Source organism: Rhizobium sp. Leaf371, from assembly GCF_001424045.1.
Taxonomy (GTDB): Bacteria; Pseudomonadota; Alphaproteobacteria; order Rhizobiales; family Rhizobiaceae; genus Ferranicluibacter.
Genome location: NZ_LMQB01000012.1, coordinates 207,718 through 231,637, shown reverse-complemented (window position 1 = coordinate 231,637; position 23,920 = coordinate 207,718). Strand labels below are relative to the sequence as shown.

The 23,920-nt window shown below is 65.6% G+C and carries 19 protein-coding genes and 2 pseudogenes; 13 read left to right on the top strand and 8 right to left on the bottom strand.

The window, feature by feature from the left end:
* Window positions 1-156: 156 nt before the first annotated feature.
* A complete protein-coding gene (locus ASG39_RS09080) occupies window positions 157-1,041 on the bottom strand; it encodes a branched-chain amino acid aminotransferase (RefSeq protein ID WP_062594681.1) in 885 nt (294 codons plus the stop codon).
* 245 nt (window positions 1,042-1,286) lie between these two features.
* Between ASG39_RS09080 and ASG39_RS09075 the strand changes: the two genes are divergently transcribed.
* From ASG39_RS09075 to ASG39_RS09060, 4 genes are all read left to right on the top strand, one after another.
* Window positions 1,287-2,327, top strand: coding sequence for a zinc-dependent alcohol dehydrogenase family protein (locus ASG39_RS09075; RefSeq protein ID WP_062594680.1), 1,041 nt, complete (start codon window positions 1,287-1,289; stop codon window positions 2,325-2,327).
* Window positions 2,328-2,437: 110 nt separating this feature from the next.
* Complete coding sequence (locus ASG39_RS09070) at window positions 2,438-3,001, top strand: hypothetical protein (RefSeq protein ID WP_062594679.1); 564 nt, start codon at window positions 2,438-2,440, stop codon at window positions 2,999-3,001.
* Between the two features lie 2 nt (window positions 3,002-3,003).
* Window positions 3,004-3,789 (top strand): trans-aconitate 2-methyltransferase, encoded by a 786-nt coding sequence (gene tam / locus ASG39_RS09065; protein ID WP_062594678.1) that lies wholly within the window; start codon window positions 3,004-3,006, stop codon window positions 3,787-3,789.
* A gap of 236 nt (window positions 3,790-4,025) precedes the next feature.
* Window positions 4,026-4,421 (top strand): response regulator, encoded by a 396-nt coding sequence (locus tag ASG39_RS09060; protein WP_062594677.1) that lies wholly within the window; start codon window positions 4,026-4,028, stop codon window positions 4,419-4,421.
* 28 nt (window positions 4,422-4,449) lie between these two features.
* On the opposite strand, the gene ASG39_RS23775 is transcribed toward ASG39_RS09060, so the two are convergent.
* A complete protein-coding gene (locus ASG39_RS23775) occupies window positions 4,450-4,599 on the bottom strand; it encodes a hypothetical protein (protein ID WP_156468084.1) in 150 nt (49 codons plus the stop codon).
* Between the two features lie 133 nt (window positions 4,600-4,732).
* On the opposite strand from ASG39_RS23775, the gene ASG39_RS09055 reads away from it, so the two are divergent.
* Window positions 4,733-5,344, top strand: a complete 612-nt coding sequence (locus ASG39_RS09055; RefSeq protein ID WP_062594676.1) for a hypothetical protein — start codon at window positions 4,733-4,735, stop codon at window positions 5,342-5,344.
* A 110-nt stretch (window positions 5,345-5,454) separates the two neighbouring features.
* Here the strand turns inward: ASG39_RS09055 and ASG39_RS24510 are convergent.
* From ASG39_RS24510 to ASG39_RS09045, 3 genes and pseudogenes are all read right to left on the bottom strand, one after another.
* Window positions 5,455-5,535, bottom strand: a pseudogene (locus tag ASG39_RS24510) (gamma-glutamylcyclotransferase); the annotation flags it as partial.
* A gap of 59 nt (window positions 5,536-5,594) precedes the next feature.
* Window positions 5,595-6,461: a gamma-glutamylcyclotransferase gene (locus ASG39_RS09050; protein ID WP_244481188.1), complete on the bottom strand. Its 867-nt coding sequence runs from the start codon at window positions 6,459-6,461 to the stop codon at window positions 5,595-5,597.
* Between the two features lie 110 nt (window positions 6,462-6,571).
* Complete coding sequence (locus ASG39_RS09045) at window positions 6,572-7,501, bottom strand: LysR family transcriptional regulator (RefSeq protein ID WP_062594675.1); 930 nt, start codon at window positions 7,499-7,501, stop codon at window positions 6,572-6,574.
* Window positions 7,502-7,656: 155 nt separating this feature from the next.
* Here ASG39_RS09045 and ASG39_RS09040 point away from each other — a divergent pair, with 155 nt between their 5' ends.
* The gene (locus tag ASG39_RS09040; protein WP_062594674.1) at window positions 7,657-8,841 is read left to right on the top strand and encodes an MFS transporter; all 1,185 of its coding nucleotides are present in this window, start codon (window positions 7,657-7,659) and stop codon (window positions 8,839-8,841) included.
* Window positions 8,842-9,034: 193 nt separating this feature from the next.
* Window positions 9,035-9,871, top strand: a complete 837-nt coding sequence (locus ASG39_RS09035; protein ID WP_062594673.1) for an aldo/keto reductase — start codon at window positions 9,035-9,037, stop codon at window positions 9,869-9,871.
* A gap of 58 nt (window positions 9,872-9,929) precedes the next feature.
* On the opposite strand, the gene ASG39_RS09030 is transcribed toward ASG39_RS09035, so the two are convergent.
* Window positions 9,930-10,349 (bottom strand): DUF2780 domain-containing protein, encoded by a 420-nt coding sequence (locus ASG39_RS09030; protein WP_347360157.1) that lies wholly within the window; start codon window positions 10,347-10,349, stop codon window positions 9,930-9,932.
* A gap of 167 nt (window positions 10,350-10,516) precedes the next feature.
* Between ASG39_RS09030 and ASG39_RS09025 the strand changes: the two genes are divergently transcribed.
* The 4 genes from ASG39_RS09025 to ASG39_RS09010 all read left to right on the top strand — a co-directional run bounded on the left by ASG39_RS09025 (window position 10,517) and on the right by ASG39_RS09010 (window position 13,767).
* Window positions 10,517-12,091 carry a helicase HerA-like C-terminal domain-containing protein gene (locus tag ASG39_RS09025; protein ID WP_062594928.1) on the top strand — a complete coding sequence of 525 codons (1,575 nt, stop codon included), beginning with the start codon at window positions 10,517-10,519 and terminating at the stop codon, window positions 12,089-12,091.
* 293 nt (window positions 12,092-12,384) lie between these two features.
* Complete coding sequence (locus ASG39_RS09020) at window positions 12,385-12,594, top strand: cold-shock protein (protein WP_062469383.1); 210 nt, start codon at window positions 12,385-12,387, stop codon at window positions 12,592-12,594.
* A 443-nt stretch (window positions 12,595-13,037) separates the two neighbouring features.
* On the top strand, window positions 13,038-13,256 hold the full coding sequence (locus ASG39_RS09015; RefSeq protein WP_062594671.1) for a hypothetical protein: 219 nt from the start codon (window positions 13,038-13,040) through the stop codon (window positions 13,254-13,256).
* 211 nt (window positions 13,257-13,467) lie between these two features.
* On the top strand, window positions 13,468-13,767 hold the full coding sequence (locus ASG39_RS09010) for a hypothetical protein (protein WP_062594670.1): 300 nt from the start codon (window positions 13,468-13,470) through the stop codon (window positions 13,765-13,767).
* Window positions 13,768-13,960: 193 nt separating this feature from the next.
* On the opposite strand, the pseudogene ASG39_RS24505 reads toward ASG39_RS09010, so the two are convergent.
* A pseudogene (locus tag ASG39_RS24505) lies at window positions 13,961-14,462 on the bottom strand (chemotaxis protein CheW).
* Window positions 14,459-16,414, bottom strand: a complete 1,956-nt coding sequence (locus ASG39_RS09000) for a methyl-accepting chemotaxis protein (RefSeq protein ID WP_062594668.1) — start codon at window positions 16,412-16,414, stop codon at window positions 14,459-14,461. The pseudogene ASG39_RS24505 and the gene ASG39_RS09000 overlap by 4 nt, the downstream one beginning before the upstream one ends.
* A gap of 520 nt (window positions 16,415-16,934) precedes the next feature.
* Here ASG39_RS09000 and ASG39_RS08990 point away from each other — a divergent pair.
* Window positions 16,935-18,014: a PAS domain-containing protein gene (locus ASG39_RS08990; protein ID WP_082477082.1), complete on the top strand. Its 1,080-nt coding sequence runs from the start codon at window positions 16,935-16,937 to the stop codon at window positions 18,012-18,014.
* 340 nt (window positions 18,015-18,354) lie between these two features.
* Window positions 18,355-23,910 carry a DUF3320 domain-containing protein gene (locus ASG39_RS08985; protein WP_062594665.1) on the top strand — a complete coding sequence of 1,852 codons (5,556 nt, stop codon included), beginning with the start codon at window positions 18,355-18,357 and terminating at the stop codon, window positions 23,908-23,910.
* Window positions 23,911-23,920: the final 10 nt, after the last annotated feature.

Below are 23,920 nucleotides of genomic sequence, written 5' to 3'. Positions count from 1 at the left end.
GMGAAGGGAGATGTGGCCAACGCCCGCTCCAAGTCCCCCCGCGAGACCGGGACTGAGAGAGATGGGCGGCCGTTCTGGGCTCCTTCTCCCCGTGAGAACGGGGAGAAGGTCGCGGCAGCGGGATGAGGGGCCGTCTCCCCCCGCTTTGCCGACCGCTCAGAAATCCGACCCGTTGCCATGGGCCCAGTCCATGTAGACTTCGAGCGCCTTTTTCCCCACCGGGCCCTCCTGGAAATGCCGGTCGTCGAGCCTGACGACGGGGACGATCTTGGAGAAGTTGCCGGAGGTGAAGATCTCGTCGGCGGCGAGGAAATCCTCGACCGTCAGCGTCGTCTCGCGCACGTCGAGACCGGCGCGGCGCAACAGGGTGAGGACGCGGGAGCGGGTGATGCCGGCGAGGAAGGTGCCGTTGGCGAGCGGGGTGAAGACGATGCCGTCCTTGACCATGAAGATGTTGGACGAGGCGGTTTCCGCGACATTGCCGTTCATGTCCTTTGCCAGCGCGTTGTCGAAGCCGCGCGAGCGGGCCTCCAGGATCATGCGGCCGGAATTGGGGTAGAGGCTGCCGGTCTTGGCCGTGGTCACCGCGACTTCGGGGCTCGGGCGGCGGAAGGGCGAGACGGTGAGCGAGGACGGCTGGGCCGTGTTCATCGGCGCTTCGAACAGGCAGAGCGCGAAGCGCGTGGATGCGGGATCGGCCGCCACAACCGAGCCCGGCATGCCGTGTTCGGCCCAGTACATCGGCTTGATGTAGATCGCGGTGCGGCCGTCGAACTTCTTGACGCCCTCCCAGGCGAGGCCTTCGATATCCTCGGCGGCGACGAGCGCATCGAGGCCGAGCGCCAGCGCCGAACGGTTGACGCGCTGGCAGTGGAGATCGAGATCCGGCGCGATGCCGTCGAACCAGCGGGCGCCGTCGAACACGGTCGAGCCGAGCCACATGGCATGCGAGGTCGGCCCGATCAGCGGCGGGTTGCCCGTCACCCATTCGCCATCGACGAAGGTCCATGTGGTGCTGCGCGGTGACGTGTCGACGGCCATGATGGTCTCCTTGTTCTCGTTCTCGTTGTCATTCTCGAATGCTCGCGTCGGGATCGATGCCGGGCCGGCACGGGTCGCTCGCCCTGCAATCTCGATCCGTCTTGTCGCATAGCCCGAAATCGGAGAACAGGGGTGAATGGATCGATCAAAACTTCTGATCGTCCGGACTTACCGGCTTTGCCCGCCGGCGTCGTTTGCGCTAGGCACGTGCAACGCTCTCAAACCCCAAACCTGCGGAGACCGCCATGCGCGCCATGTATTTCGACACGTTCGGCAAGACGCCGGAGATCCGCGACGTGCCGGATCCGACGCCCACGGACGGTGGCGTGGTCATCCAGGTGGAGGCGACGGGCCTCTGCCGCAGCGACTGGCACGGCTGGATGGGCCACGATCCCGATATCCGCCTGCCGCACGTGCCCGGCCACGAGCTTGCCGGCACGGTCGTCGCCACCGGCCGCGGCGTGATGCGCTACACGGTCGGCGACCGGGTGACGGTGCCGTTCGTGTCCGGCTGCGGCCGCTGCGCGGAGTGCCATTCCGGCAATCAGCAGGTCTGCCCCGACCAGTTCCAGCCGGGCTTCACCCATTGGGGCTCGTTCGCCGACTATGTCGCGATCGACTTTGCCGACGAGAACCTCGTGCGGCTGCCCGACGACATCGATGCGGCGACGGCGGCAAGCCTCGGCTGCCGGTTTGCCACCGCCTTCCGGGCGATCGTCGACCAGGGCCGGGTGCGCGGCGGCGAATGGGTGGCCGTGCACGGTGCCGGCGGCGTGGGGCTGTCGGCCGTCATGATCGCCTCGGCCATGGGCGCGAACGTGATCGCCATCGACATTGCCGACACGAAACTGTCCTTTGCCCGCGAGATCGGGGCGGTGCAGACCATCAATGCCACGCAGACCGGCGATATCGCCGAGGCCGTGCGCGAGATCACCGGCGGCGGCGCGCATCTGTCGATCGACGCGCTCGGCTCGCCCGTCACCTGCTTCAATTCCATCCGCAACCTGCGCCGGCGCGGCCGGCATGTGCAGGTGGGGCTGATGCTCGGCGACCACGCGGCGCCGCAGATCCCGATGGCGCAGGTGATCGGCCAGGAGCTGGAGATCTATGGCAGCCACGGCATGCAGGCCTGGCGCTACGAGGCGATGCTGGCGCTGGTGGCGTCGGGCAAGCTCGCGCCGCAGAAGCTGATCGGCCGGCATCTCTCGCTGGAAGAGGCCGTGCCCGCGCTCGTCACGATGGACACGTCCACCGATCTCGGCATCAGCGTCGTCACGACGTTCTGACGCGCGCGCGCCGGAGCGCCGACCGGAATTTCCGCCGGGGACCCTTGGCTCGGTCCCGTTCCCGCTGCTAATTTACCCACCGGGGCAGACAGAGAATCACGAGGTGGATCATGGCACGCGCAGCGCAGACACCGGATGAGGACGTTCTTTTTTCGCCGGTGCTGCTTCCCAATCCCGAACACCGGAACGGCTGGCCGCTGTCGATGATGGTGAGTTCGCAGACCGAGGCGCGGCACAATCGCGCGCTCTGGGCGCCGACGCATCTCATCTCCATCCGGGCGCCGGACACCAAGCTCCTGTCGATGATCGACCTTCCCGAAGACCGGCATCTGCAACTGATCTTCGGCGACACGATGGACCCGGAGGAGCGGGACGCGGCGCGACTGCCCGCCATCACGCAGGCCTTCGCCTTCATCGACGGACTGCCGGCGGATGCGCGGCTGCTGATCCACTGCCTGCGCGGGATCGGCCGCTCGACGGCGCTGACGCTCGGCATTCTCGCGCGCTACATGGACCCCGAATCGGCCGCCGCCGCGCTGCATGCGCTGCGGCCGGATGCCAAGCCGAACCGGCATGTCGTCGGCCTTTGCGATACCGCGCTCGGGCTGAAGGGCAAGCTCGCCAGGCAGGCGCTGCGCTTTCCGGCAAAAGCCTGGAAACCGGCAAAGGGCTGAGCATGGCCTGGTCGGCGGCGCAATATCTGGCCTTCGAGGACGAGCGGACGCGGCCGGCGCGGGATCTGCTGGCGCAGGTTCCGGACCTGCCGGACGGTCCGATCTTCGACATCGGCTGCGGGCCGGGCAATTCGACGGCGCTGCTCGCCGCGCGGTTTCCGGCCGCGCCCCTCACCGGCATCGACAGCGACGCGGACATGCTGGCCGCCGCGCGGCAACGGCTGGCCGATATCCCGTTCCGGCACGCCGACCTCAACGACTGGCAGGCGCCCGCCCCGCCGGCGCTGATCTTCGCCAATGCCGTGCTGCAATGGCTGCCGGACCCTCTCTTCGCCATCGACAGGCTCGCCCGGATGCTCGCGCCGGGCGGGGTGCTTGCGGTGCAGATGCCGGACAATCTGGAGGAGCCGACGCACCGGGCCATGCGCGAGATCGCCGCTGAGCCGCTCTTTGCCGAGGCCTATGGCGCGACGCGGCCGAACCGGAGCGGCCTGCCTGCGCCGGGGCGGCTGGTCGATCTTCTGTCGCCCGTCTGCGGCCGCGTCGATGTGTGGCACACGATCTATTATCACCGGCTGGCGGGCCCGGAGGCCATCGTGGACTGGGTGAAGGGCACCGGCCTGCGCCCCTATCTCGCGCCGCTTTCCGAGGATCTCCGCCCGACATTCCTTGCGCGCTACCTCCAGCGCGTGGCCGCCGACTATCCGCCGCTTGCCGACGGGCGCGTGCTTCTGCGCTTCCCCCGGTTGTTTCTGATCGCGCAGCGCAACGGCCACGCGCCGGCGTGATGCGGGGCGGAACACGCGGTCGTTCCGGTGCGTTTTGCCGGCTTCATACAGAGCCATGATGTGAAAAACGCCGTTCATCTGCGAAATTGCTTGCCTGCCTCGCCGCCCCGCTTCAAAACAGAGCATTCGCTTTCCGCTCAAGACATCGTGATCCATGATCGCACGCTTCGATTTTCCCCTCGTCCCGCACGGTGCCACCGCACCGCTCGCGCCCGTGTGCCGGGGGGTTTGAGATCATGGGACAGTCCAAGGCGCCGATGCCGGTCGTGCTGGTGGTGGAAGACGAGCCGCTGCTGCGGATGATGGCGGTGGACCTGATCGAGGAGGCCGGATTCTCCGTCGTGGAAGCCAGCAATGCCGACGAGGCCGTGCATCTGCTGGAAACCCGGCTCGACATCCGCATCGTCTTTACCGATATCGACATGCCCGGCAGCATGGACGGGCTGAAGCTCGCCGCCGCCATTCGCGACCGCTGGCCGCCGATCGAGATCATCATCACCTCCGGCGCCGTCACCAATGCCGCGGCGCAACTGCCGGACCGGGCCGTGTTCTTCCCGAAACCCTACGACCACACCCGCCTGCTCTCCACCCTCCAGGGCTTCGCCGCGCTGCCGCAGCTGCCGGGGCTTTAAAAAGCTTCGTCGTCTTTGGGACGTCGGCTCAGACCGGATCGCAGGCCTTTTCGGCACCGACCTTGATGGCGGTCGTTGCCTGCAGCGCGGCTTTCGCCTGTCCCGTCAGGGGTGTCGACGCACCATCCTGCGCGTAGAGGCTGCGGATCTCCCCGGCGACCAGGGTGTCGTTTGGCACTGAATGGTAAGAATGCGGCCCTTCATCCAAGGTGACCCCACTCGTTATGATGAAGCGATAGACCAGATGATGCGTTACGCATTGTGCTTGAGAGAAAACGGTATCATTCCATAGAGAGACGTTGGAGACGAACTTGGATCAAGAATGGACGCTTGTACCCAAAGATGGGCTGACGCAGCTAAAATTTGGGATGTTGGTGAGCGACGTTGCCAAATTAAGCGAAATCTATGGCGCTGTTGAAGCCGCATCCACGAACCCGATAACTCCCGGCGTGGCTGATGACAACGATGATTTTCTTAGCAAGTATTTTTCAGATGATGAGCTCGCCAAGGATAAAGATCACGTTGATGAATCTACAGATGAAGCCACGGTTATTACGCAAAGGCTGACGGGAAGTTCTCTGGTACTCGATTATTTGAATGGCAGACTTCAATCGATTATTGCGTCGGAGCAGGCTGACCAAATCAATTTGAGCGGTGAACGTATCTTTCAGATGGAAAGCGATAAATTGCTGAGGCTCTTGGAGTCAGCAAACGGTTCGCCAGGGCGATATGACTCTACAGGCGCTGCGTTCGACAATATCGCACTTTACCTGGACGGCTTTACGGAAACCAATTCCGACGGAAAAATTATCATCCTGACGAGATCAGATGATCGATTTGAGTCTCGAACCATAACCGCTCGGCATGAGCGGTACCAGATCAACGATTTTCTACCTGAGGGAAAGATACAATCTTTCCTTTGATTATTACGAGGTTGCTACACTGCGTCAGACAAGTTGGAGATAGATGATCGATGGGACCTTTTGTTTATTGAAACTGTTGAAGCGGAATCTCACGATTAAGTGCAAAACGAGATGGTGAGATATTCCGCGCCTGAGCCGACATGGCCGCAGGCGCGGGCGAGGATGCGGGCGACCTCCTCCAGCGGCAGGCGGGCGACGGCGTTGTGGCCGCTGCCGGGGCTTTAAAAAGCGTCGTCGTCGGGACGTCGGCTCAGACCGGATCGCAGGCCTTTTCGGCACCGACCTTGATGGCGGGCGTTGCCTGCAGCGCGGCTTTCGCCTGTCCCGTCAGGGGTGTCGATGCACCATCCTGCGCGTAGAGGCTGCGGATCTCCTCGGCGACCAGGGCCTGCAGGCGCCAGAGGTTGCGGTCGTGGATGCCGGCGGCTTCGAGGTGGAGCACGGTGTTGTAGAGATATTCCGCGCCTGAGCCGACATGGCCGCAGGCGCGGGCGAGGATGCGGGCGACCTCCTCCAGCGGCAGGCGGGCGACGGCGTCGTGGCCGGTCGATCCGAGCCAGAAGCCGAGCACGTTCACATTCGTATTCGCCGGGCCTTCGGACACTGGGCCTTCGGGCGTGCGGACCGGCATCCAGCGGACGGTGGAGACCGTTTCGCGCGAGGAAAGTTCGCGGCGCAGCAGGCGCTCGATCTGGGCGATGCGGTCGCCATCCGCAAGCCGGTAGATCACGCCGTCGCAGCGCCCGCCCCGCTCCAGCGCCATCATCAGCCCGGGTGCGGCGCGCGAGCCGCGCCAGCGGTCGATCTTCAGCGAAAAGGCGCGGTGCCAGCCATAGGCGGTGGCGCGGCGGCTTTCGACCGGGTCGAATTCCGGCTTCCAGATCAGCGAGCCATAGGCAAAGACCCAGAGCGGCGCGCCGCCCGACTGCGCGTCCAGATCGCGCGCCAGCGCCCGGTAATCCTCGTCCTCCATCGGCGTCAGCCGCGCATCGAGACCGGGATCGGGCTCGTCGCGATAGCAGAGCGCGACCAGTTCCGGCGTCAGCGACATCTGCCGTTGCCTGGCGCCCGAGCGGGTCTGAAGCGATATTGGCGCGGCGGCGGGGGTTTCGGACATGGAAGCACGTTTCCTTGCGGACATCGGGGCCTCCTCCTCGCCCTATCGGAGGGGGAAGCGGCGGTTTTGTCAAGTTGGCTCGTGCGGTTGGCCTTTCAAGGTGTCGTTCACTATGACGACTGGGCGGGGCCGATGTGGGCTGGGTCGATGCGGGCAACGAGGAAATCGATGAAGGCGCGGATGCGGGCGGCGAGATGCTCGTGGCTGGCAAAGACGGCATGGATGGTTTCCCGGTCGGCCGGGCGGTGCGCCTGCAACAGCGGCACAAGACGCCCGGCATCGACATCCCGCTGGATGTGAAAGGCGCCGATGCGGCCGATGCCGACGCCGTCGAGGCAGAGCGTCCGCATGACGAAGCCGGCATTGACGAGGACCGCCGGCTCGAACGGCCGCTGGATCGTCGCGCCGCTGAGCGGATCGATAAACGGCCATTCGCTGCGCATGCCGGGAATGTTGAAGCCGAGGCAGGCATGGCGCGCGAGATCCGCCGGCACCTGCGGCGTGCCGTGGCGGGCGAGATAGGCAGGCGATGCCACCAGCAGGCGGTGGCTGTCGAGCAGCTTTCGCGTCTTCAGCGAGCTGTCGCGGAGCGCGCCGGACGACCGGATGGCGATGTCCGTGCGGTCGCCCACAAGATCCACCACGTCGTCGCTCAGCGACAGATCGATCAGCACATGCGGGTAGAGGCTGCGGAATTCGCCGATCAGCGGCAGGATATGGCGCTCGGCAAAGGCCATCAGCGCGCTGACCCGCAACACGCCGCGCGGCACGGCCTGCGTGCCGCTCGTGATCAGGCGTTCCGTCTCGTTGATCTCGGCAAGGATGGCGCGGGCGCGGGCGAGATAGAGCTCGCCTTCCGGCGTCGGCTGCAGCGTGCGGGTGGTGCGCACCAGAAGCCGCGCCCCCAGCCGGTCCTCCAGCCGCGCGACGAGCTTGCTGACGGCCGACGGCGACAGGCCGAGCCTGCGACCCGCCGCCGAAAAGCCGCCGCCGTCCACGGCCGCCACGAAAACCTCCATCTCGCCGGCCCGGTTGTCCATTCTCGTCCGCCCCTCTCATGAACTGAAATCACAGGTGATTGTCCGATATACCGGATTATCGCACAAGCGGGCACCGGCTATATCTCCCCCATCCCCGCACCGGCCAAACCCGACGCGGCTGCCGCGCAACCCTTTTGACCATCCCGGAGGCTGCCATGCCCCTTGCCCTGCTTGCTCTGACGATCGCCGCCTATGCGATCGGAACCACCGAATTCGTCATTGTCGGCCTGTTGCCGACGGTCGCCCGCGATCTCGACATCACGCTGCCGATGGCGGGCCTGATCGTGTCGATCTATGCGCTCGGCGTCACCTTCGGCGCCCCCATCCTCACCGCGCTCACGGGCCGCATCGCGCGCAAGCCGCTGCTTCTCGGGCTGATGGCGCTGTTCATCCTCGGCAATACGCTCGCGGCACTCTCGCCCGGCTATGGTCTGCTGCTCGTCGCCCGCGTGCTCTCGGCCTTTGCCCATGGCGTGTTCTTCTCGGTCGGCGCGACGATCGCCGCGGGGCTGGTGCCCGAGAACCGGCGGGCGTCGGCCATTGCGATGATGTTCATGGGCCTGACGGTCGCCATCGTCACCGGCGTTCCCCTCGGCACGCTGATCGGCCAGACCTTTGGCTGGCGGGCCACTTTTGCCGCCGTGGCCGGGCTCGGTGCCGTCGCCTTCGCCGCCATCGCGCTGCTGCTGCCGGCCGATCTGCCGTCGAGCCCGCCCGCCCGGCTCTTCGACCAGGTCAAGGTTCTCGGCAGCGGCCGCCTGCTCCTCGTCTTCGGCATGACCGCGCTCGGCTATGGCGGCACCTTCGTCACCTTCACCTATCTGGCGCCGCTTCTGGAAGAGATCACCGGCCTCTCCGCCTCGGCCGTCAGCCTCGTGCTGGTGCTCTACGGGCTGGCGATCGCGGCCGGAAACCTCGTCGGCGGGCGTCTCGCCAACCGCAATCCGGTGCGGGCGCTCGCCGCCCTGTTCACGGCGCAGGCGCTCGTTCTCTTCCTGCTCACCTTTACGGCGAGCGCCACCATCCCCGCCCTCGTCACGCTGACCGCGCTCGGCTTTCTCTCCTTCGCCACGGTGCCGGGCCTGCAACTCTATGTCGTGGAACTCGCAAAACAGCATCGCCCGGCGGCCGTCGATGTCGCCTCGGCGCTCAACATCGCCGCCTTCAACCTCGGCATCGCCGCCGGCGCCTGGATCGGGGGCCTCACCGTCGCCTCCTCGCTCGGCCTCGGCGCCACGCCCTGGGTGGGCGCGCTGATCGTGCTCGGTGCGCTGGGGCTGACGCTGGTCAGCGGCCATCTCGATCGCCGGCCGGCAGCCGCACCCCCGGTCTGCGCCTGACCGGTTTTGCGGAACCTTCGGCAGCCCGGCACCATTACGGTCTCTTCGGTGCGGCGTGTTTGCTCGCGGGCCGGAAAAACAGCTTCTAGAATCCCTTACCGGCATTTCAGAATCCTCTTGTGGAGGATCAGTGCCGCCCCTTCCCGCCCCTGCCGACCCATGGCCGGGGCCATTCGACTGAGGAAACATCGTCATGCAACATGTCAAAGCCAATGGTGCCGAGATCCCCGCTCTCGGCTTCGGAACCTTCCGCATGCCCGGACCCGAGGTTCTCGAAATCGTGCCGAAAGCCATCCAGCGCGGTTTCCGCCACGTGGATACGGCGCAGATCTACGGCAACGAGGCGGAGGTGGGGACGGCGATCCAGCAATCCGGCGTCTCCCGCAACGAGATCTTCCTGACCACCAAGGTCTGGCCGGAGCGCTACGCCCGGTCGAGCTTCGCGCAATCGGTGGACGAGAGCCTGCGCAAGCTGAAGACCGACCATGTCGACCTGCTGCTCCTGCACTGGCCGCGCGGAAGCACCGTGCCGCTCGAAGAGCAGATCGAGGGCTTGAACGCCGCCGTGAAGGCCGGCAAGACGCGGCATATCGGCATCAGCAATTTCAACACGGAGGCGATGCGCGCGGCGAGCCGCCTGTCGGATGCGCCGATCTCGACCAACCAGATCGAGTATCATCCCTATATCGATCAACGGACGGTGCTGGAGACGGCGCGCGACCTCGGACAGTCGATCACCGCCTATTACGCCATGGCCGACGGGCAGGTGCCGAAGGACGCCGTGCTCAACGACATCGGCAGCCGCCACGGCAAGACGGCGGCGCAGGTCGTGCTGCGCTGGCTGATCCAGCAGGACGGCGTCGTCGCGCTGTCGAAGACCTCGACGGAAGCGCGGCTGACCGAGAATCTCGGCATCTTCGAATTCGTGCTTTCACCCGAAGAGATGCAGGCCATCCACGCCCTCGCCCGCCCCGACGGCCGCATCGTCAACCCCGGCCACCTCGCGCCGAAATGGGACGAGGCGGCGTAAAAGGGCGGCCCTAGAGATGGCGCCGCGGGTCTTTCGATCCGCGGCTACGCCGTGAGCCTCAGACGAACTGGCGCAGGCCCGGGACCGAGTTGATGACCGCATCGACCGTTTCGTCGCCGGCGTGCTCGCGGGCATAGGCGAGGATTTCCTTGGCGAGGCCGGTGATCTCGCCCATGGAGAGGCCTTCGCCCATCAATTGCTGGCCGAGCGCCATGACGCCGCCACCGACCGCGCCCATGACCTTGCCGAGCAGACCGGGCTTGGCGCCTTCGCCGTTGAAGCGGGCGACGAGTTCCGGCGCGCCGGGCACGGCCTCGATCATGCGGGCCACGGGACCGGCATCGGCTTCGCGCTGCAGGAAGCCCAGCATCATGCCGATCGCCTTTTCCGCCTTGTCCGGCTCGATGCCGACATTGTCGGATACGCGGGTGACCAGTTCGCTCATGCTCTTCTCCTCGGCAAGAGATTTTACGTTCACGTCTACGTAAAGATCCCGGCGGAGAAATCAAGCCGTCCGGCGGGGTTTTCCGGGATGCCTCGCCCGACGCGAAGCGAGCATCCGGGACCGGGCAAACAGCGTGCTTGTCTGCTTGCGGACAACGTATAGTATCCCGGCCAAACAAGCGAATGGATCCCGACATGGCACTGCTGCAGCCCGGAATGCTCTACCTCGGCACGAGCCGCAAGCCGGACGACACGTTGAACAAGCCCGAATATCTCACGCTCAAATACGGCAACCGCCACGGGCTGGTGACGGGCGCGACGGGCACGGGCAAGACCGTGACGCTGCAGGTGCTGGCCGAAGGCTTTGCGGCCGCCGGCGTGCCGGTGTTCTGCGCCGACATCAAGGGCGACCTTTCGGGCATCGCCGCCCGGGGCGAGCCGAAGGATTTCCTTCTCAAGCGCGCCGCCGAGATCGGGCTCGATCCCTATGACTTCACCCAATATCCGGTGATCTTCTGGGATCTCTACGGCGAAAAGGGCCACCGCGTGCGCACCACCATGTCGGAGATGGGGCCGCTGCTGCTCTCCCGCCTGATGAATGCGACGGACGCGCAGGAAGGCGTGCTCAACATCGCCTTCAAGATCGCCGACGAAGGCGGCCTGCCGCTGCTCGACCTCAAGGATCTGCGGGCGCTGCTGACCTATATGAGCGAGAATGCGAGCGCGCTTTCGGCCACCGTCGGGCTGATCTCCAAGGCTTCCGTCGGCTCGATCCAGCGCGAGCTTCTCATTCTCGAGCAGCAGGGCGCCGAGCAATTCTTCGGCGAGCCGGCGCTGAAGGTGACCGACATCATGCGGGTGACGCCCGAGGGGCGCGGCACGATCTCCGTGCTGGCTGCCGACAAGCTGATGATGAACCCGCGGCTCTACGGCACCTTTCTCCTCTGGCTGCTGTCGGAGCTGTTCGAGGAACTGCCGGAAGTGGGCGACCCGGACAAGCCGCGGCTGGTGTTCTTCTTCGACGAGGCGCACCTCTTGTTCAAGGACGCGCCAAAAGTGCTTCTGGAGCGGATCGAGCAGGTGGTCCGCCTGATCCGGTCCAAGGGCGTCGGCGTCTATTTCGTGACGCAGAACCCGCTCGACGTGCCGGAAAGCGTGCTGGCGCAGCTCGGCAACCGGGTGCAGCATGCGCTGCGCGCCTATACGCCGCGCGAGCAGAAGGCGGTGAAGACGGCCGCCGACACGTTCCGCCCCAATCCGGCCTTCGACTGCGCCGCGGTGATCACCCAGCTTTCGACCGGCGAGGCGCTGGTCTCGACGCTGGAGGGCAAGGGCTCGCCCGCCATGGTGGAGCGCACGCTGGTCCGCCCGCCTTCGGCCCGCGTCGGCCCGCTCACCGATGCGGAACGGGCGCAGGTGATGGCACAGAGCCCGGTTGCCGGCCTCTACGACCGGGATATCGATCGCGAATCAGCCTACGAGATCCTCGCCGCCCGCGCCGCCAAGGCCGCGCAGGCGGACGCTGCGCGCGAGGCGGAGACGTCTGACGGGCAGGAATCCACCACAGGCGGCAGCCGCTGGACGCTGCCGGGCTTCGGCGACGATGCCGCACCGGCCCCCAAGCCGACGCGCGCGGGCACGGCCGACAGACCGCGCGCCACGGGCTACCAGCGGGAAACCGTGGTGGAGGCCGCCATGAAGACGGTGGCGCGAACCGTCGCCTCCTCGCTCGGCCGGGCGCTGGTGCGCGGCATTCTCGGCAGTTTGAAGCGCTAGGCGCGACTTGGCGGGTCGCATCAAAGTCTTTGCGGCCGGCATTGCCCGGGTTTTCCCCATGGTTCCAAGACGTTGCCACATGGGGGTCGCTGGCCGGGGTCGCCGGGCGCTTCCGCAAATTATTGCCGACGTCTTGCAATTGTCGGGGGGATCGTCTATCTCATGTCTATCGATCTTGCATTTTGAGCTTTGCTCCCGCGCAACGCGCCGTTCAATCTTCTCTTTCAACGTCGATCTATCACCGCCCGCACACTGCGAGCGAAACTTCATCACGATTGAAAAGGAATCACGTCGTGGCAACAGGTACCGTAAAGTTCTTCAACGCAACCAAGGGCTTCGGCTTCATCGCTCCGGACAACGGCGCAAGCGACGTTTTCGTGCACATCTCGGCCGTTGAGCGCGCCGGCATGCGTTCGCTGAACGAAGGCCAGAAGGTCAACTTCGAAATCGTTCAGGACCGTCGCAGCGGCAAGAGCGCTGCCGACAACCTGTCCGCAGCCTAAGACACAGAATTTCGTTTCCGGCGCCTGACCACGGATGTACTGGCAGAAACCGTCGAGACGATATCGAGAAGGTCGGGAATTTCCCGGCCTTTTTTTGTGCCTTTCGGTGTCTGCCGGCGTGGTTGTGCGGTCCTGATGCGCGGCCGTGATGCCTGGCCTATGGCAAGGCTGTCTGGCGATCCTGTATCTCGGGGTGTATGTCGGGACGGACGCTTCCGGTTTGGCCCGGAATGCGGTAAGCTCCTCATAACATTGCGGATGCCGCGCCTGCCGCAGAGACGCGCACCCGCTTCCTTAAGCCCCGCACGACCCGCCGCCCCGCCAGCCGCGTCAGAGAGAGCGGCGGCTGTGGGGCGCGACGACACGCCCGACACCGACGACAGACTGCGCGATCGTGGCCGACCGGCCTTCGACGCCCCCCGATCCTTTCAAAGGAGAACGCCTTGGTTCCCGCCGATCGCCTGTTCAAGACCGAAGCCCGTCCCGCCAACGCCAAGGCGACCCAGACCGATTCGGCCTCCCGCTCCATCATCGAGGTCGAGGCCGCCCAGCGCCGCGCCAAGACCGAGCGCCTCAAGCAGGCCCGCATCGCGCAGGAAGCCAGCCAGCCCGCGCCCGAAGCGCCGGTGAAGAAGGCCGCCAAATCCCGCAAGAAGGACTGACGCCGCTTCGCGCCGGCTCGGGCCTTCAGGCGCCCTCCGCGCCCTCCCCGTTTCCCGTCGCGGGACATGCGCGCGGATCGGTCCGTGCGGTGGCAGAGCCGCGTCCGGCGAGATGGGCCCTCAGAGAGGCCACCGGCGCGCCGATCGGACGCCCGTGCCTTGTATCCGCGTCATGTCTAACCATCTATGATCTCCAGACAGGAGACCAGGATTGTCCGACTTCATCAGCACCCTCTTTGCCATTTTCGTCGTCACGCCGCTGCAGGCGGATCTGACGGACCGCCTGCAAGGCCTGCCCTCGGCGGACCTCCTCCAGGCCGGCCGCGCCTGCATCGCGGCGGAAGGCCCTCGCCTGCTGCAGATGGCACAGGAAAACTGGGGCTGGGCCGCCGCCCAGGCCATCGGCGTCAGCACCGGCTTCGTCGATCCGGTGACGTTGCTGTCGACCCAGAACGGCGATTGCGGCGTGGTCCGCAACGCCCTGCTCAACCGCTCCGGCGAAGACGCGTAAACGCGCCGTCGCGACACGGGGCATCCCCCGGGATTGCGGGGCTTTGTCCCGAGAATGACACGACATTCCGCCACCGCTTCGCCCGCTGGCAGGCGCCGACGACGCGCCGGGCCGGGTGTCCGGCAGGCCCGACGGTCGGTCCCCACCGGCGTCCGGCAGAACCATATCGTCGGCGTTGACGGGGCCCGAGGTTTTACGCCGCCACCGCCCGCATCGTCTCCGCCGTCTCGAACATGCGTTCCAGACTGAGACAACAGATCCTTCCCTTCGGTTGGGCGATGATGCCGTCGGCATCGTGCCTGCCGGGGGATATGCTGATCTCGGGGACCGGCTGCAGCAGGCTTTCCGGGACCTTGAGGATGTCGGAGACGCCGTCGACGAGGAGGCGATCGTCCTGTCGTCGATCTCGGCCACGACGATGGCGCTGCGCGGGGTCGGCGTCGTGCTGTTCCTGCCGGGCCGGGTGGCCATGCCGAGCCTGGTGGCCAGATCGATGACCGGGATCACCGTGCCGCGCAGGTCATCACGCCGGACACATCTGCCGGGGCAAACGGGATCGGGGTGGCCGGCCCCCATCCGCGACTATCGCGGATGGTCGTCGTGTGGAGGCAGAACGCCTGCCCGTGCAGCCTGAAGGCGACGATCTGGAGCGTGCCGCCGGTCCCGGCTGTCGACGGGTTTGGACCGCTCGTCAGAACTCCTCCCAGCTTTCCTTCACCGCAGCATTGCCGGAGAAGGCCTTCGCGACCTTGCCCGCCAGTCGCTTCGCCGGCGAGGCGACGGGGCGATGAGCCGGGCTTGCGGCCATGGCTGCGCTCTGGCGCGGCGCTCCGCCCAGCTGGAACTGCGCAATCAGCTCGCGCAGGCGTTGGGCTTCCGAGGCCAGCGTGGCGCTGGCGGCATTGCTTTCCTCGACCATGGCGGCATTCTGCTGGGTCACCTGGTCCATCTGGTTGACGGCCGTGTTGACCTCGGCAAGGCCGACGGATTGTTCGCGGGCGGAGGTGGCGATGGCGTCCATGTGCTGGTTGACGGTGACGATATAGCCTTCGATCGTCTTCAGCGCATCGCCGGTCTCGCTGACCAGCCGGACGCCGTTCTGCACCTCGACCGAGGAATTGCGGATCAGCTCCTTGATCTCCTTGGCCGCCTTGGCCGAGCGCTGGGCCAGCTCGCGAACCTCCTGCGCGACGACGGCAAAGCCCTTGCCGGCATCGCCCGCGCGGGCCGCCTCGACGCCGGCATTCAGCGCCAGCAGATTGGTCTGGAAGGCGATTTCGTCGATGACGCCGATGATGTTGGAGATTTCATTGGAGGACTGCTCGATCTTCTGCATGGCATCCACCGCATTGGCAACGACCGCGCCGGACTGCGCCGCGCTTTCGTTGGCAAGCAGGGCCGTCTTGCGGGCTTCCTCGGCGCGCTTGGAGGAGTTGGTGACATTGACGGTGATCTCGTCGAGCGCGGCGGCCGTCTCTTCGAGCGATGCGGCCTGCTGTTCGGTCCGCTTGGAGAGATCCTCGGTGCTGGCGCTGATCTCCCGCGTGCCGGTGTCGATCTGGGTGCTGGCACCCGCCACGGCCCGCATGGTTTCGGCAAGCTGTGCGATCGCCCCGTTCAGATCGTGACGCAGAGCCTCGAAATCGGACGAAAAGGCCTCGTTGAGCTGGAACCCGAGATCGCCCGACGCAAGGCGGCGAAGACCGGTGGCGAGGCCCGACGTCGCGTCCTGGAGGAGCGACCTTGCAGCGGCTTCCGCTTCGGTGGTCATGCGAAGGCGATCCTGTTCCGCCTGGATGCGGGCCGCTTCGGATTCCTGCTCGAGGCGCTTGTTGTTGATCGCCGCCTGGCGAAACACCTCGACGGCACCGGCCATCTCGCCGATCTCGTCCTTCCTGCCCGTCTGGGCGAGATCGATATCCGTATCGCCGTCGGCGAGCTTTCGCATGGCCGTCGTCATGGCGCGAATGGGCTGACCGACACTTTTGATCAGAACGAAGGCGGAGAGAACCAGAACCAGCACGATCGCAAGACCGATGCCGAGCGCGACCGAATCCGCCCGTGCGACCGTGGCGCCGAGCGCTTCCTTCGCGCCGGCCGTGAAGCGGGTGGCGTTCTTCTTCGCCGTGTCGATGGCGGTCGCCGTGGCGTCGGCGACCTTGCCGCTATCGGCGGCAGACCCGACGAGCGCCTGGCTCAGCTCCTCCGCCGTGATCTGACCGTCCGCCTTTTTCTGGAACGAGGCCACGACGAAGGCCGCCCGTTTTTCCGACGTGTCCGTGTAGTCCTTCAGGCCGTTCCGGATCTGAACCAGCACGTCCGGGATCATCGCCAGCGCGATGGGTTGCTCAAGACCGTTCCAGCCGGCTTCGAAGTGCGATCTGACCGTCGCAAGGGCCGTGTCCGCATCCTCTTTGGTCTGTGCCAGGTTCATGCGGGTCGCGGCATAGCGCATCCGGGCGAGCGCGAGCTCTGCGTTGACGACGCCGTTGAGGATCGTCTGTTCGCGTCCGACGACGGCGTTTGCCTCGTCGACCTGACGACTGCTGATCTGCTGGTTGGCGATCATTCCGGCGATCAGCAGGATGGCGATCCCCGACGAGACGAGCAGCTTGGTTCCGACCTTGGCATTCTGGAATAGTGACATGAACCTCTCCAATGAGATGCGAGTTTGGCGTGGTGTCCGATGGAGGACGGCCGGAAGCAAAGTCATTCTGCCGCAGGCTTGGGGAGGAAGACGGAGATCATCTCCGCAGCGGGCTTTGAGGCCAGAAAGGCGCTCGTCCGTCGGCCGGGCTGCCGAGGGTTGCGTTGACAACGCGGTTTCCCCCGGACGTCCGGCATCGACGGCCATTCGGACCGGTCCCGCGACGTCTCCCGCGACGTCTCCCGCACGGGGGAGATGCGAGACAGACGGTTGCGCGCTCGATTCTGATCTCGGATGCGACCGCTGAGCTGAAAGGTTTCAGGGCCGCGCGATCACCGACCGAATATCGGCTACATTCATTGTCGTTTAGATAATAACTCGCTTAATTATGATCTTCGCGGTAATCTTTTCGCGTGTAAAAAGCGATCATATCCGGGAAGGCGTTCTGGGCTTGCGCAAAGGGTGAGCGAAAATCGTTCAGGCCCCGCGCGTTCGGATCGCATGCAAGGAGAGGGAAGAGATGCCGAAACGGCGCCTTTCGGGGCATGACGCGACCGGCCAGGCCCCGCACGAGGAGATGGCCGGAAACCCTCGCATGATGGGCATTTCATCGCGGCATTTCCTGAAGCTCGTCGAAGACCGGGGCGTGATCGGTTTCTGGTCGATGGATTTCGAGACGGGCCACATCAACGGGTCCGTGGGCATGTACAGGCTCCTCGGCCTGCCGCCGTCGACCCGGCTGACCTTCACGGAACTGCTGACGATGATGCATCCCGGAGATCGGACGCTGAACGTCGATATGCTCGCGGTCATCCGCTCCGGCCAACCGCTCGACCGGGACTTCAGACTGATCCGGCACGACAGGACCCTGCGCTGGATCGAGAGCAAGGCGGAGGTTCTCGTCGACAGCGAGGGCATTCCCAGACGCGCGCTCGGGCTCTTCATCGATGTCACCGAGCGCCACGAGGCCCGCGTCATCGTCGAGGAAGGGTGGCGGAGCTATCGCAGCCTCGTCTCGGCGATTGCCGCCGTGGAATGGCGGATGTCGCCGGAAGGCCGGATCACGTCCCTTGAGACATGGGACGCGCTGACCGGGCAGACGCTGGCCGAAGCCGACAACTGGGGATGGGTGGAGATGGTCCATCCGGACGAGCGCGACGCCGCCCTTTCCCTCTGGGCGGAATGCGCGGCAACACGCCGCCCTTACGCCCTCGACCTCCGCATCCGATGCGTGGACGGACCCTATCGGACCTATCTCGTCCGTGGCGCCCCGCTCTACAATGCGGACGAGACGTTGCGGGAATGGATTTGCGTCCTCGTCGAACCGGCGGCGATCGGCGGCGCGAACGAGGCGCCGCCTTTGGAGGATTTCGAGGGCCTGGGTGTCGCGCATATCCGCGCCGCCCGGGCGATCCTGAACTGGAGCATCGAAAATCTGTCGACCGAGTCCGGCGTGTCCGTCTCGACGATCCGGCGCATCGAACAGAGCGCCGCGATGAAGACGCGACTGCCGCATATGAGGGCGCTGCTGAAGGCGCTGGAAAACGGCGGCGTTCGGTTCGGACACGGCCCGAACCGCGAACTGACCATCAGCTGCTGATCCCGCAACGGTCGCCGCCTGCCCCCCAAGCGTGACTGGAGGACGGCTTTGCTCCGACCGGAGTGACCGATATCATGCCTCGACCTGTGCTGATGCCGAACCAATGTGGTGTCGTCAGAAAAGATCGGTCTTTCAGGAAGCAGTGTGGGACTGTCCCAAAGTAGATGCACGGGGCCAAGACATGCGCGCGATCAGAAGAAGAAGATCAATATTAGATCGTCTTCATGTTCTCTTCCGGGCGATGGTTTTACACGGGAAATTCGAGGTTGAGTACACGCAGGACTAGACACCTGTCATCGTTTATCTCATCAAATACAATGGGTGGACGGAGGGACAGGGCATGGACGAGCGAAGCATGGACGGGTCGAATGCGGTCGAGGCGTCCGTTTTTGCGAGCAGCCTGTCGGTCGAGGCCAAGATCGAGCGCGCGCGGATGGAGCTGCTCGATCTCTCGGCCCGCAACCGGCTTCTCAACGTCCCCCGCTTTTCCAAGAGCGCGAAAACCATCGACATTGTCGAAGAACGCGCGTCCGAGGTGTTTCGTATCCTCGTGACGGAAGGCAAGGCGATGACGTTTCTCGCCGGGGCGAAGGGGCGCGAGGTCAAGGGTGAGGATGGCGCGCAGGAAGAGCTGATCGAACTGGCGCTGCCCGACGACGACGATCGCGACGAGAGCGGCCGCCTCGTGCGGCATGCGGATACGAAGCTCCAGACGCGCATGACGCCGGCGGCGTTGCAGAAGAGGCTGCTCGATCTCTACTTCGACGCCCGGACGCTCGAGGAGGAACAGGGCGTCAATATCCTCTTCCTCGGTCTCGGAACGCTGAAATGGATCGATCCGAAGAACCCGGACAATATCCGCTATGCGCCGCTGGTTCTGGTTCCGGTGTCGCTGGAGCGCGGGACGGCGGCCGAGCGGTTCCGGCTCAAGGCGCGGGCCGAAGACTTTTCGTCCAACCTCTCGCTCCAGGCCTATCTCGACCGCGAACATACGATCAAGATGCCGGACTTCGAGCCGTCCGACGACTTCTCGCTGGAAGACTATGCGGCCAAGGTCGCCACCAGCATCGCGATCAAGCCGACATGGTCGGTGCAAACGGACGATATCGTTCTCGGCTTCTTCTCCTTCGCCAAGTTCCTGATGTACCGAGACCTCGACCCGGCTCTCTGGCCTGCCCATGCGAAGTTTACGGATCGACCGCTGATCACGTCGCTCGTGTCGAACGGGTTTTCCCGGTCCGAGGCGCTTCTGGCAGAGGATGCCAAGATCGACCCTCATATCTCGCCGGCCGAGATGACGCACATCGTCGATGCCGACAGCTCGCAGACGGTGGCCATTCACGAGGTCCGCAAGGGCCGCGATCTGGTGATCCAGGGGCCGCCCGGAACAGGCAAGTCGCAGACGATCGCCAACATCATCGCCGCGGCCGTCGCGGATGGAAAGACCGTGCTGTTCGTGGCCGAGAAGATGGCGGCGCTCGAGGTGGTCAAACGGCGCCTCGATCAGGCCGGCGTCGGGGATGCGTGCCTGGAACTCCACAGCAACAAGGCCAACAAGCGCGCGGTTCTCGCCGAACTGCGCCATACCTGGGAGCTGGGCGCACCGAAGGGCGATCGCAGCGCCATCCTGCTCGAACGGCTGACCGAGGTGCGCGACAGGCTGAACGCCCATCCCGAGAGGCTTCATCTCGTCCACCAGCCCTATAATCTTTCGCCTTATCAGGTAACGGGGCATCTTGCGCGCCTTCGACGTGCCGGCCTTCCGCCCTCCGATATCGCGCTGCCGGTCGCCACGACCTGGTCGCCCGAAACGCACACACGCATCGCCGCCCTGCTCCTCGAACTGGGCGAGCGGATCAAGGATATCGGACGGCCCATCGACCATCCGTGGCATGGCATCGGCCTGACAGGCATCAGCCCGCTCGATCTCGAACGGCTGATGACGCGGATCGACGGTGCCGTGGCGAGTGTGGCGCGGTTCACGGTCGCCGCCTCCGACCTGACCGGTCGTCTCCGCAGGTCCGAGGTTTCCTCTATCGCCGCGCTTCTGCGCGAGGCGGAGCTTGCGGACCGGATCGCCACATGCCCCCACACCTTTTCAGCCGAGGCGCTGGCCAATCCGATCTGGGACACGGACAGCGCCGGCGTCGCCCGTCTCGTCGAGGACGGCGGAGCGTACAAGGCGCTGACGGACAGGCTTGGCGACAGCGTGACGCCGCTGGCATGGACAGCGGAGACGGAGCCGCTGAGGCTTGCCTTCTCGCGACTGCCGGAAAGCTTTCCGCAGGAGGCGTTCGCCCATCTCCACGCCCTGGATGCCGCCCTTCCCCGGTTTCTCCACGCGGCTCAGGCGCTGCGCAGCCTGCTCGGCGTCAACGCCTCGCCGACCCTCGGCTCGATCGACCGGCTGATCGTGATCGGCCAGCGCGTTGCCGAAGCCCCCGATGCCAGCCCGGACGCCTTCGTCGCCGCCATCTGGGAGCGCGGGCTCGAACAGGCAAGCGATCTGGCCGAAGCTGTCACCACGCTTCGGCGGATCAGGGCGGAGCTTTCCGGCAAGATCGCCGATCAGGCCTGGGACACCGATCTCGCGCCGGCCCGCATGGCCATAGCGGTGCACGGCAAGCGTTTGCTCCGGTTCACGAGCGGCGACTGGCGGACAGCTCGCGCGCTGCTGAAGACCGTGCTTCCGGGCGAGACCACGCCGGAAGAAACCGTTCGGCTGCTCGATCTCCTGCAGAAGGGCAAGGATGCCCGGACGATCGTGCGCGATGGCGACGGACTTGGGCGGTCGGCATTCGGCGCGGACTGGCGCGGCGAGCGTTCGGACCCCAAGCCGTTGGAGAACCTGGTTCTCTGGATGCGCAGCCTGCGGGGCGTCGGTGCCGAGGCGCGGGTGATCGCCAGCCGCCTCTCCGACAAAGCCGCGGTGTCGTCGCGCTGCGAGCAGCTGAAAGATCAGCTGGACGAGGCGCGCCGGCTGCTTCAGGCGTTCTGGGCAGACATCGGCCACGAGGCGACCCGGCTGTTCCCCGATGCCATCGGGGTGGACGAGGTCAGCCTCATCGCCGCCGCCAAAGCGGTCCACGACCTGACCGACGCAGACAAGGCCTTTGCTCCGCTCGTCAAACGGGCGCTGGACACCGCCGGGGCCAGAGTCCGGCTGCTGGACGTGCTGGTCTCAGCCCGACGTTTGCGGGTCGCGCTGACGGAACGCGCACCCGTCGGGCAAGCGGCATTCGGTTCCCTCTGGCAGGATGCCGCTTCCGACTGGGCCGCTCTTGCGGGCGCTGTCGACTGGACGCGCGAGAATGTCGATATCCGGGTTGCCGCCTCTCAGGTCGAAGACAGGCAGGGCGCTGCGGACAGGGCCGCCAGGGGCCGCGCGCTGGCCGCAAGCCTGACCGCCGATCTCGACACGCTTTTCGAGGCACTGGTGGTGGCCCGGCCGACCGTGTTCGGCACCGACGATCTTGCCACTGTCGCCCTACCGACCCTGTCCGAGCGCCTGTCCGTCTGGCGTGCCGCAGAGGAGCAACTGTCGAAATGGGCCGCCTATAAAGGCCGCGCCGAGGAGGCGTCCAAGGCCGGGCTCGGCGATATCGTGGCACGGCTTGACGACGGCCGGGTCCCGCCGGACGCTGTCATTCCGTATTTCGAGATGGCCTTTTACGAGGCCCTGCTCCGCCACCAGACCAATGCCGATCCTGAGATCGGCCGCTTCGACGGCGAGGTGCATGGACGGCTGGTTAGCGAGTTCGCGCAGCTGGACCGCGACCGCATGGCCCTCTCGCGGCTGGAGGTCGTTCGCGCGCACCACAAGCGGCTGCCGGCGATCAGCGGCATCGGCCCGGTCGGCGTGCTGCGCGGTGAGATGGCCAAGCGCAGCAAGCATATGCCGATCCGCCAGCTCATGCAGAGGGCCTCCCCTGCGATACAGGCGCTCAAACCCGTCTTCATGATGAGCCCGCTGTCCATCGCCCAGTTCCTGCCGCAGGGTCTCTTTCAGTTCGATCTCCTCGTTATGGACGAGGCCAGCCAAATTCAGCCGATCGACGCGCTGGGCGCCGTCGCCCGCGCCAATCAGGTCGTCGTCGTCGGCGACGAACGGCAGCTGCCGCCGACCAAGTTCTTCTCGAAGATGACGTCGGGCGCGTCCGAGGACGACGACGATGCCGATGGCGCGCAGGTGTCCGATATCGAAAGCATTCTCGGCCTCTTTTCCGCGCGCGGCCTGCCCGAGCGCATGTTGCGCTGGCATTATCGCAGCCGCCACCAGTCGCTGATCGCGGTTTCCAACAGCCAGTTCTACGAGAGCAAGCTCTTCATCGTTCCCAGCCCCTACACCCAGGAAGCGGGCATGGGGCTGCGCTTCCACCATGTGCCGGGCGGCGTGTTCGAAGAGAGCGTCAACAAGGTCGAGGCGAAGGTGGTCGCCGAGGCGATCATCCGGCATGCCAAGCAGTTTCCCGCGCTGTCGCTTGGCGTCGCCGCTTTCTCGATCAAGCAGCGTCGCGAAATTCAGGACCAACTCGAGCTGCTGCGCCGGCTGAACCCGGAGACCGAAGACTTCTTCCATGCGCATCCGAACGAGCCGTTCTTCATCAAGAACCTCGAAAACGTGCAGGGCGACGAGCGCGACGTGATCCTCATTTCGGTTGCCTATGCCCGCAATGCGCAAGGATACATGGGCATGCGCTTCGGGCCTCTGGGTGCCGAGGGCGGCGAGCGGCGTCTGAACGTGCTGATCAGCCGGGCGAAGCGTCGCTGCGAGGTTTTCGCATCGATTACCGATGAGGACATCGATCTGGAACGCGGCAAGGGCAAGGGCATCTTCGCCTTCAAGCTCTTCCTCCACTATGCCCGGACCGGCCGTCTCTCGATGGCGGAGCGGAGCGGACGCGACATGGACAGCGTGTTCGAGGAGCAGGTAGCGGCAGCCCTTTTGGAGAAGGGATATCAGGTTCACCCGCAGGTCGGCATCGCCGGCTTCTTCATCGACCTCGCCGTTGCCGACGCCGAAGTGCCCGGCCGCTATCTCATCGGCATCGAATGCGACGGCGCCTCCTATCACAGTTCGCGCTCGGCGCGGGATCGCGACAGGCTGCGGCAGGCGGTGCTGGAGGACCACGGCTGGACCATTCACCGCATCTGGAGCGGTGACTGGTTTCAGCGCCCGAAAGCGGAGCTCGAACGGCTCGTCGCCGCCATCGAGCGCGCCAAGGCGGACGCCCAGTCCGGCGCAGCCGATCACGCCCTTTCGGCGCGAGCCGTGCCGGTCGAGATCGTGACGGTCGAGCGGACCGACGTGACGGAGATCGGACTGGAGCACAGCACTGCCCCGAAGGTGGATCGCACTTACAAACAGGCGGACCTTCGCCCCGTGATCGAGGGTGAGCTCCACGAGCTCCCCACGGGAAAGATGGTGAAGCTCGTGACGGAGACCGTGCAAGTCGAAAGCCCGGTTCATCGCGACGAGGTCGTCACGCGGATCAGGACGGCCTGGGGCCTGCAACGCTCTGGACATCGCATCGATACCCATGTCGGCAACGCCATCACCGTCGCCGTCACCTCCGGTATGATCCAGCGTGACGGAGACTTCCTGCTTTGGCCGGACGCTGCCGTTCCTTTCCGAGACCGCTCCTATGTCACATCCCTCAGCCTGCGCCGGATCGAGATGCTGCCGCCGATGGAGATCGACGAAGGCCTGAAGGTCATCCTTCGCCAGAGCTTCGGTGCGACGACCGAAGAAGCCATCAGTGCAGTCTCCAGAGCGCTCGGCTTCAAGTCGACCAGCGGACAGCTGCGGGAGCTCATTCTCTCGCGGATCAGCCAGCTTCGAGCGGATGAGGTTCTGGTGGAGGGCAACGGCGTGTTGACCGTTCGCGAGACTTAGCGCCCGTCTG

Bases quoted from the DNA above. Each gene is read 5' to 3' on its own strand.
- ASG39_RS09040 (WP_062594674.1), top strand. From the start codon at position 7,657: ATGCCCCTTGCCCTGCTTGCTCTGACGATCGCCGCCTATGCGATCGGA.
- ASG39_RS09070 (WP_062594679.1), top strand. From the start codon at position 2,438: ATGGCACGCGCAGCGCAGACACCGGATGAGGACGTTCTTTTTTCGCCG.
- ASG39_RS09060 (WP_062594677.1), top strand. From the start codon at position 4,026: ATGGGACAGTCCAAGGCGCCGATGCCGGTCGTGCTGGTGGTGGAAGAC.
- ASG39_RS09045 (WP_062594675.1), bottom strand. From the start codon at position 7,501: ATGGACAACCGGGCCGGCGAGATGGAGGTTTTCGTGGCGGCCGTGGAC.
- ASG39_RS08985 (WP_062594665.1), top strand. From the start codon at position 18,355: ATGGACGAGCGAAGCATGGACGGGTCGAATGCGGTCGAGGCGTCCGTT.
- ASG39_RS09035 (WP_062594673.1), top strand. From the start codon at position 9,035: ATGCAACATGTCAAAGCCAATGGTGCCGAGATCCCCGCTCTCGGCTTC.
- tam (WP_062594678.1), top strand. From the start codon at position 3,004: ATGGCCTGGTCGGCGGCGCAATATCTGGCCTTCGAGGACGAGCGGACG.
- ASG39_RS09080 (WP_062594681.1), bottom strand. From the start codon at position 1,041: ATGGCCGTCGACACGTCACCGCGCAGCACCACATGGACCTTCGTCGAT.
- ASG39_RS09000 (WP_062594668.1), bottom strand. From the start codon at position 16,414: ATGTCACTATTCCAGAATGCCAAGGTCGGAACCAAGCTGCTCGTCTCG.
- ASG39_RS09075 (WP_062594680.1), top strand. From the start codon at position 1,287: ATGCGCGCCATGTATTTCGACACGTTCGGCAAGACGCCGGAGATCCGC.
- ASG39_RS08990 (WP_082477082.1), top strand. From the start codon at position 16,935: ATGCCGAAACGGCGCCTTTCGGGGCATGACGCGACCGGCCAGGCCCCG.
- ASG39_RS09050 (WP_244481188.1), bottom strand. From the start codon at position 6,461: ATGTCCGAAACCCCCGCCGCCGCGCCAATATCGCTTCAGACCCGCTCG.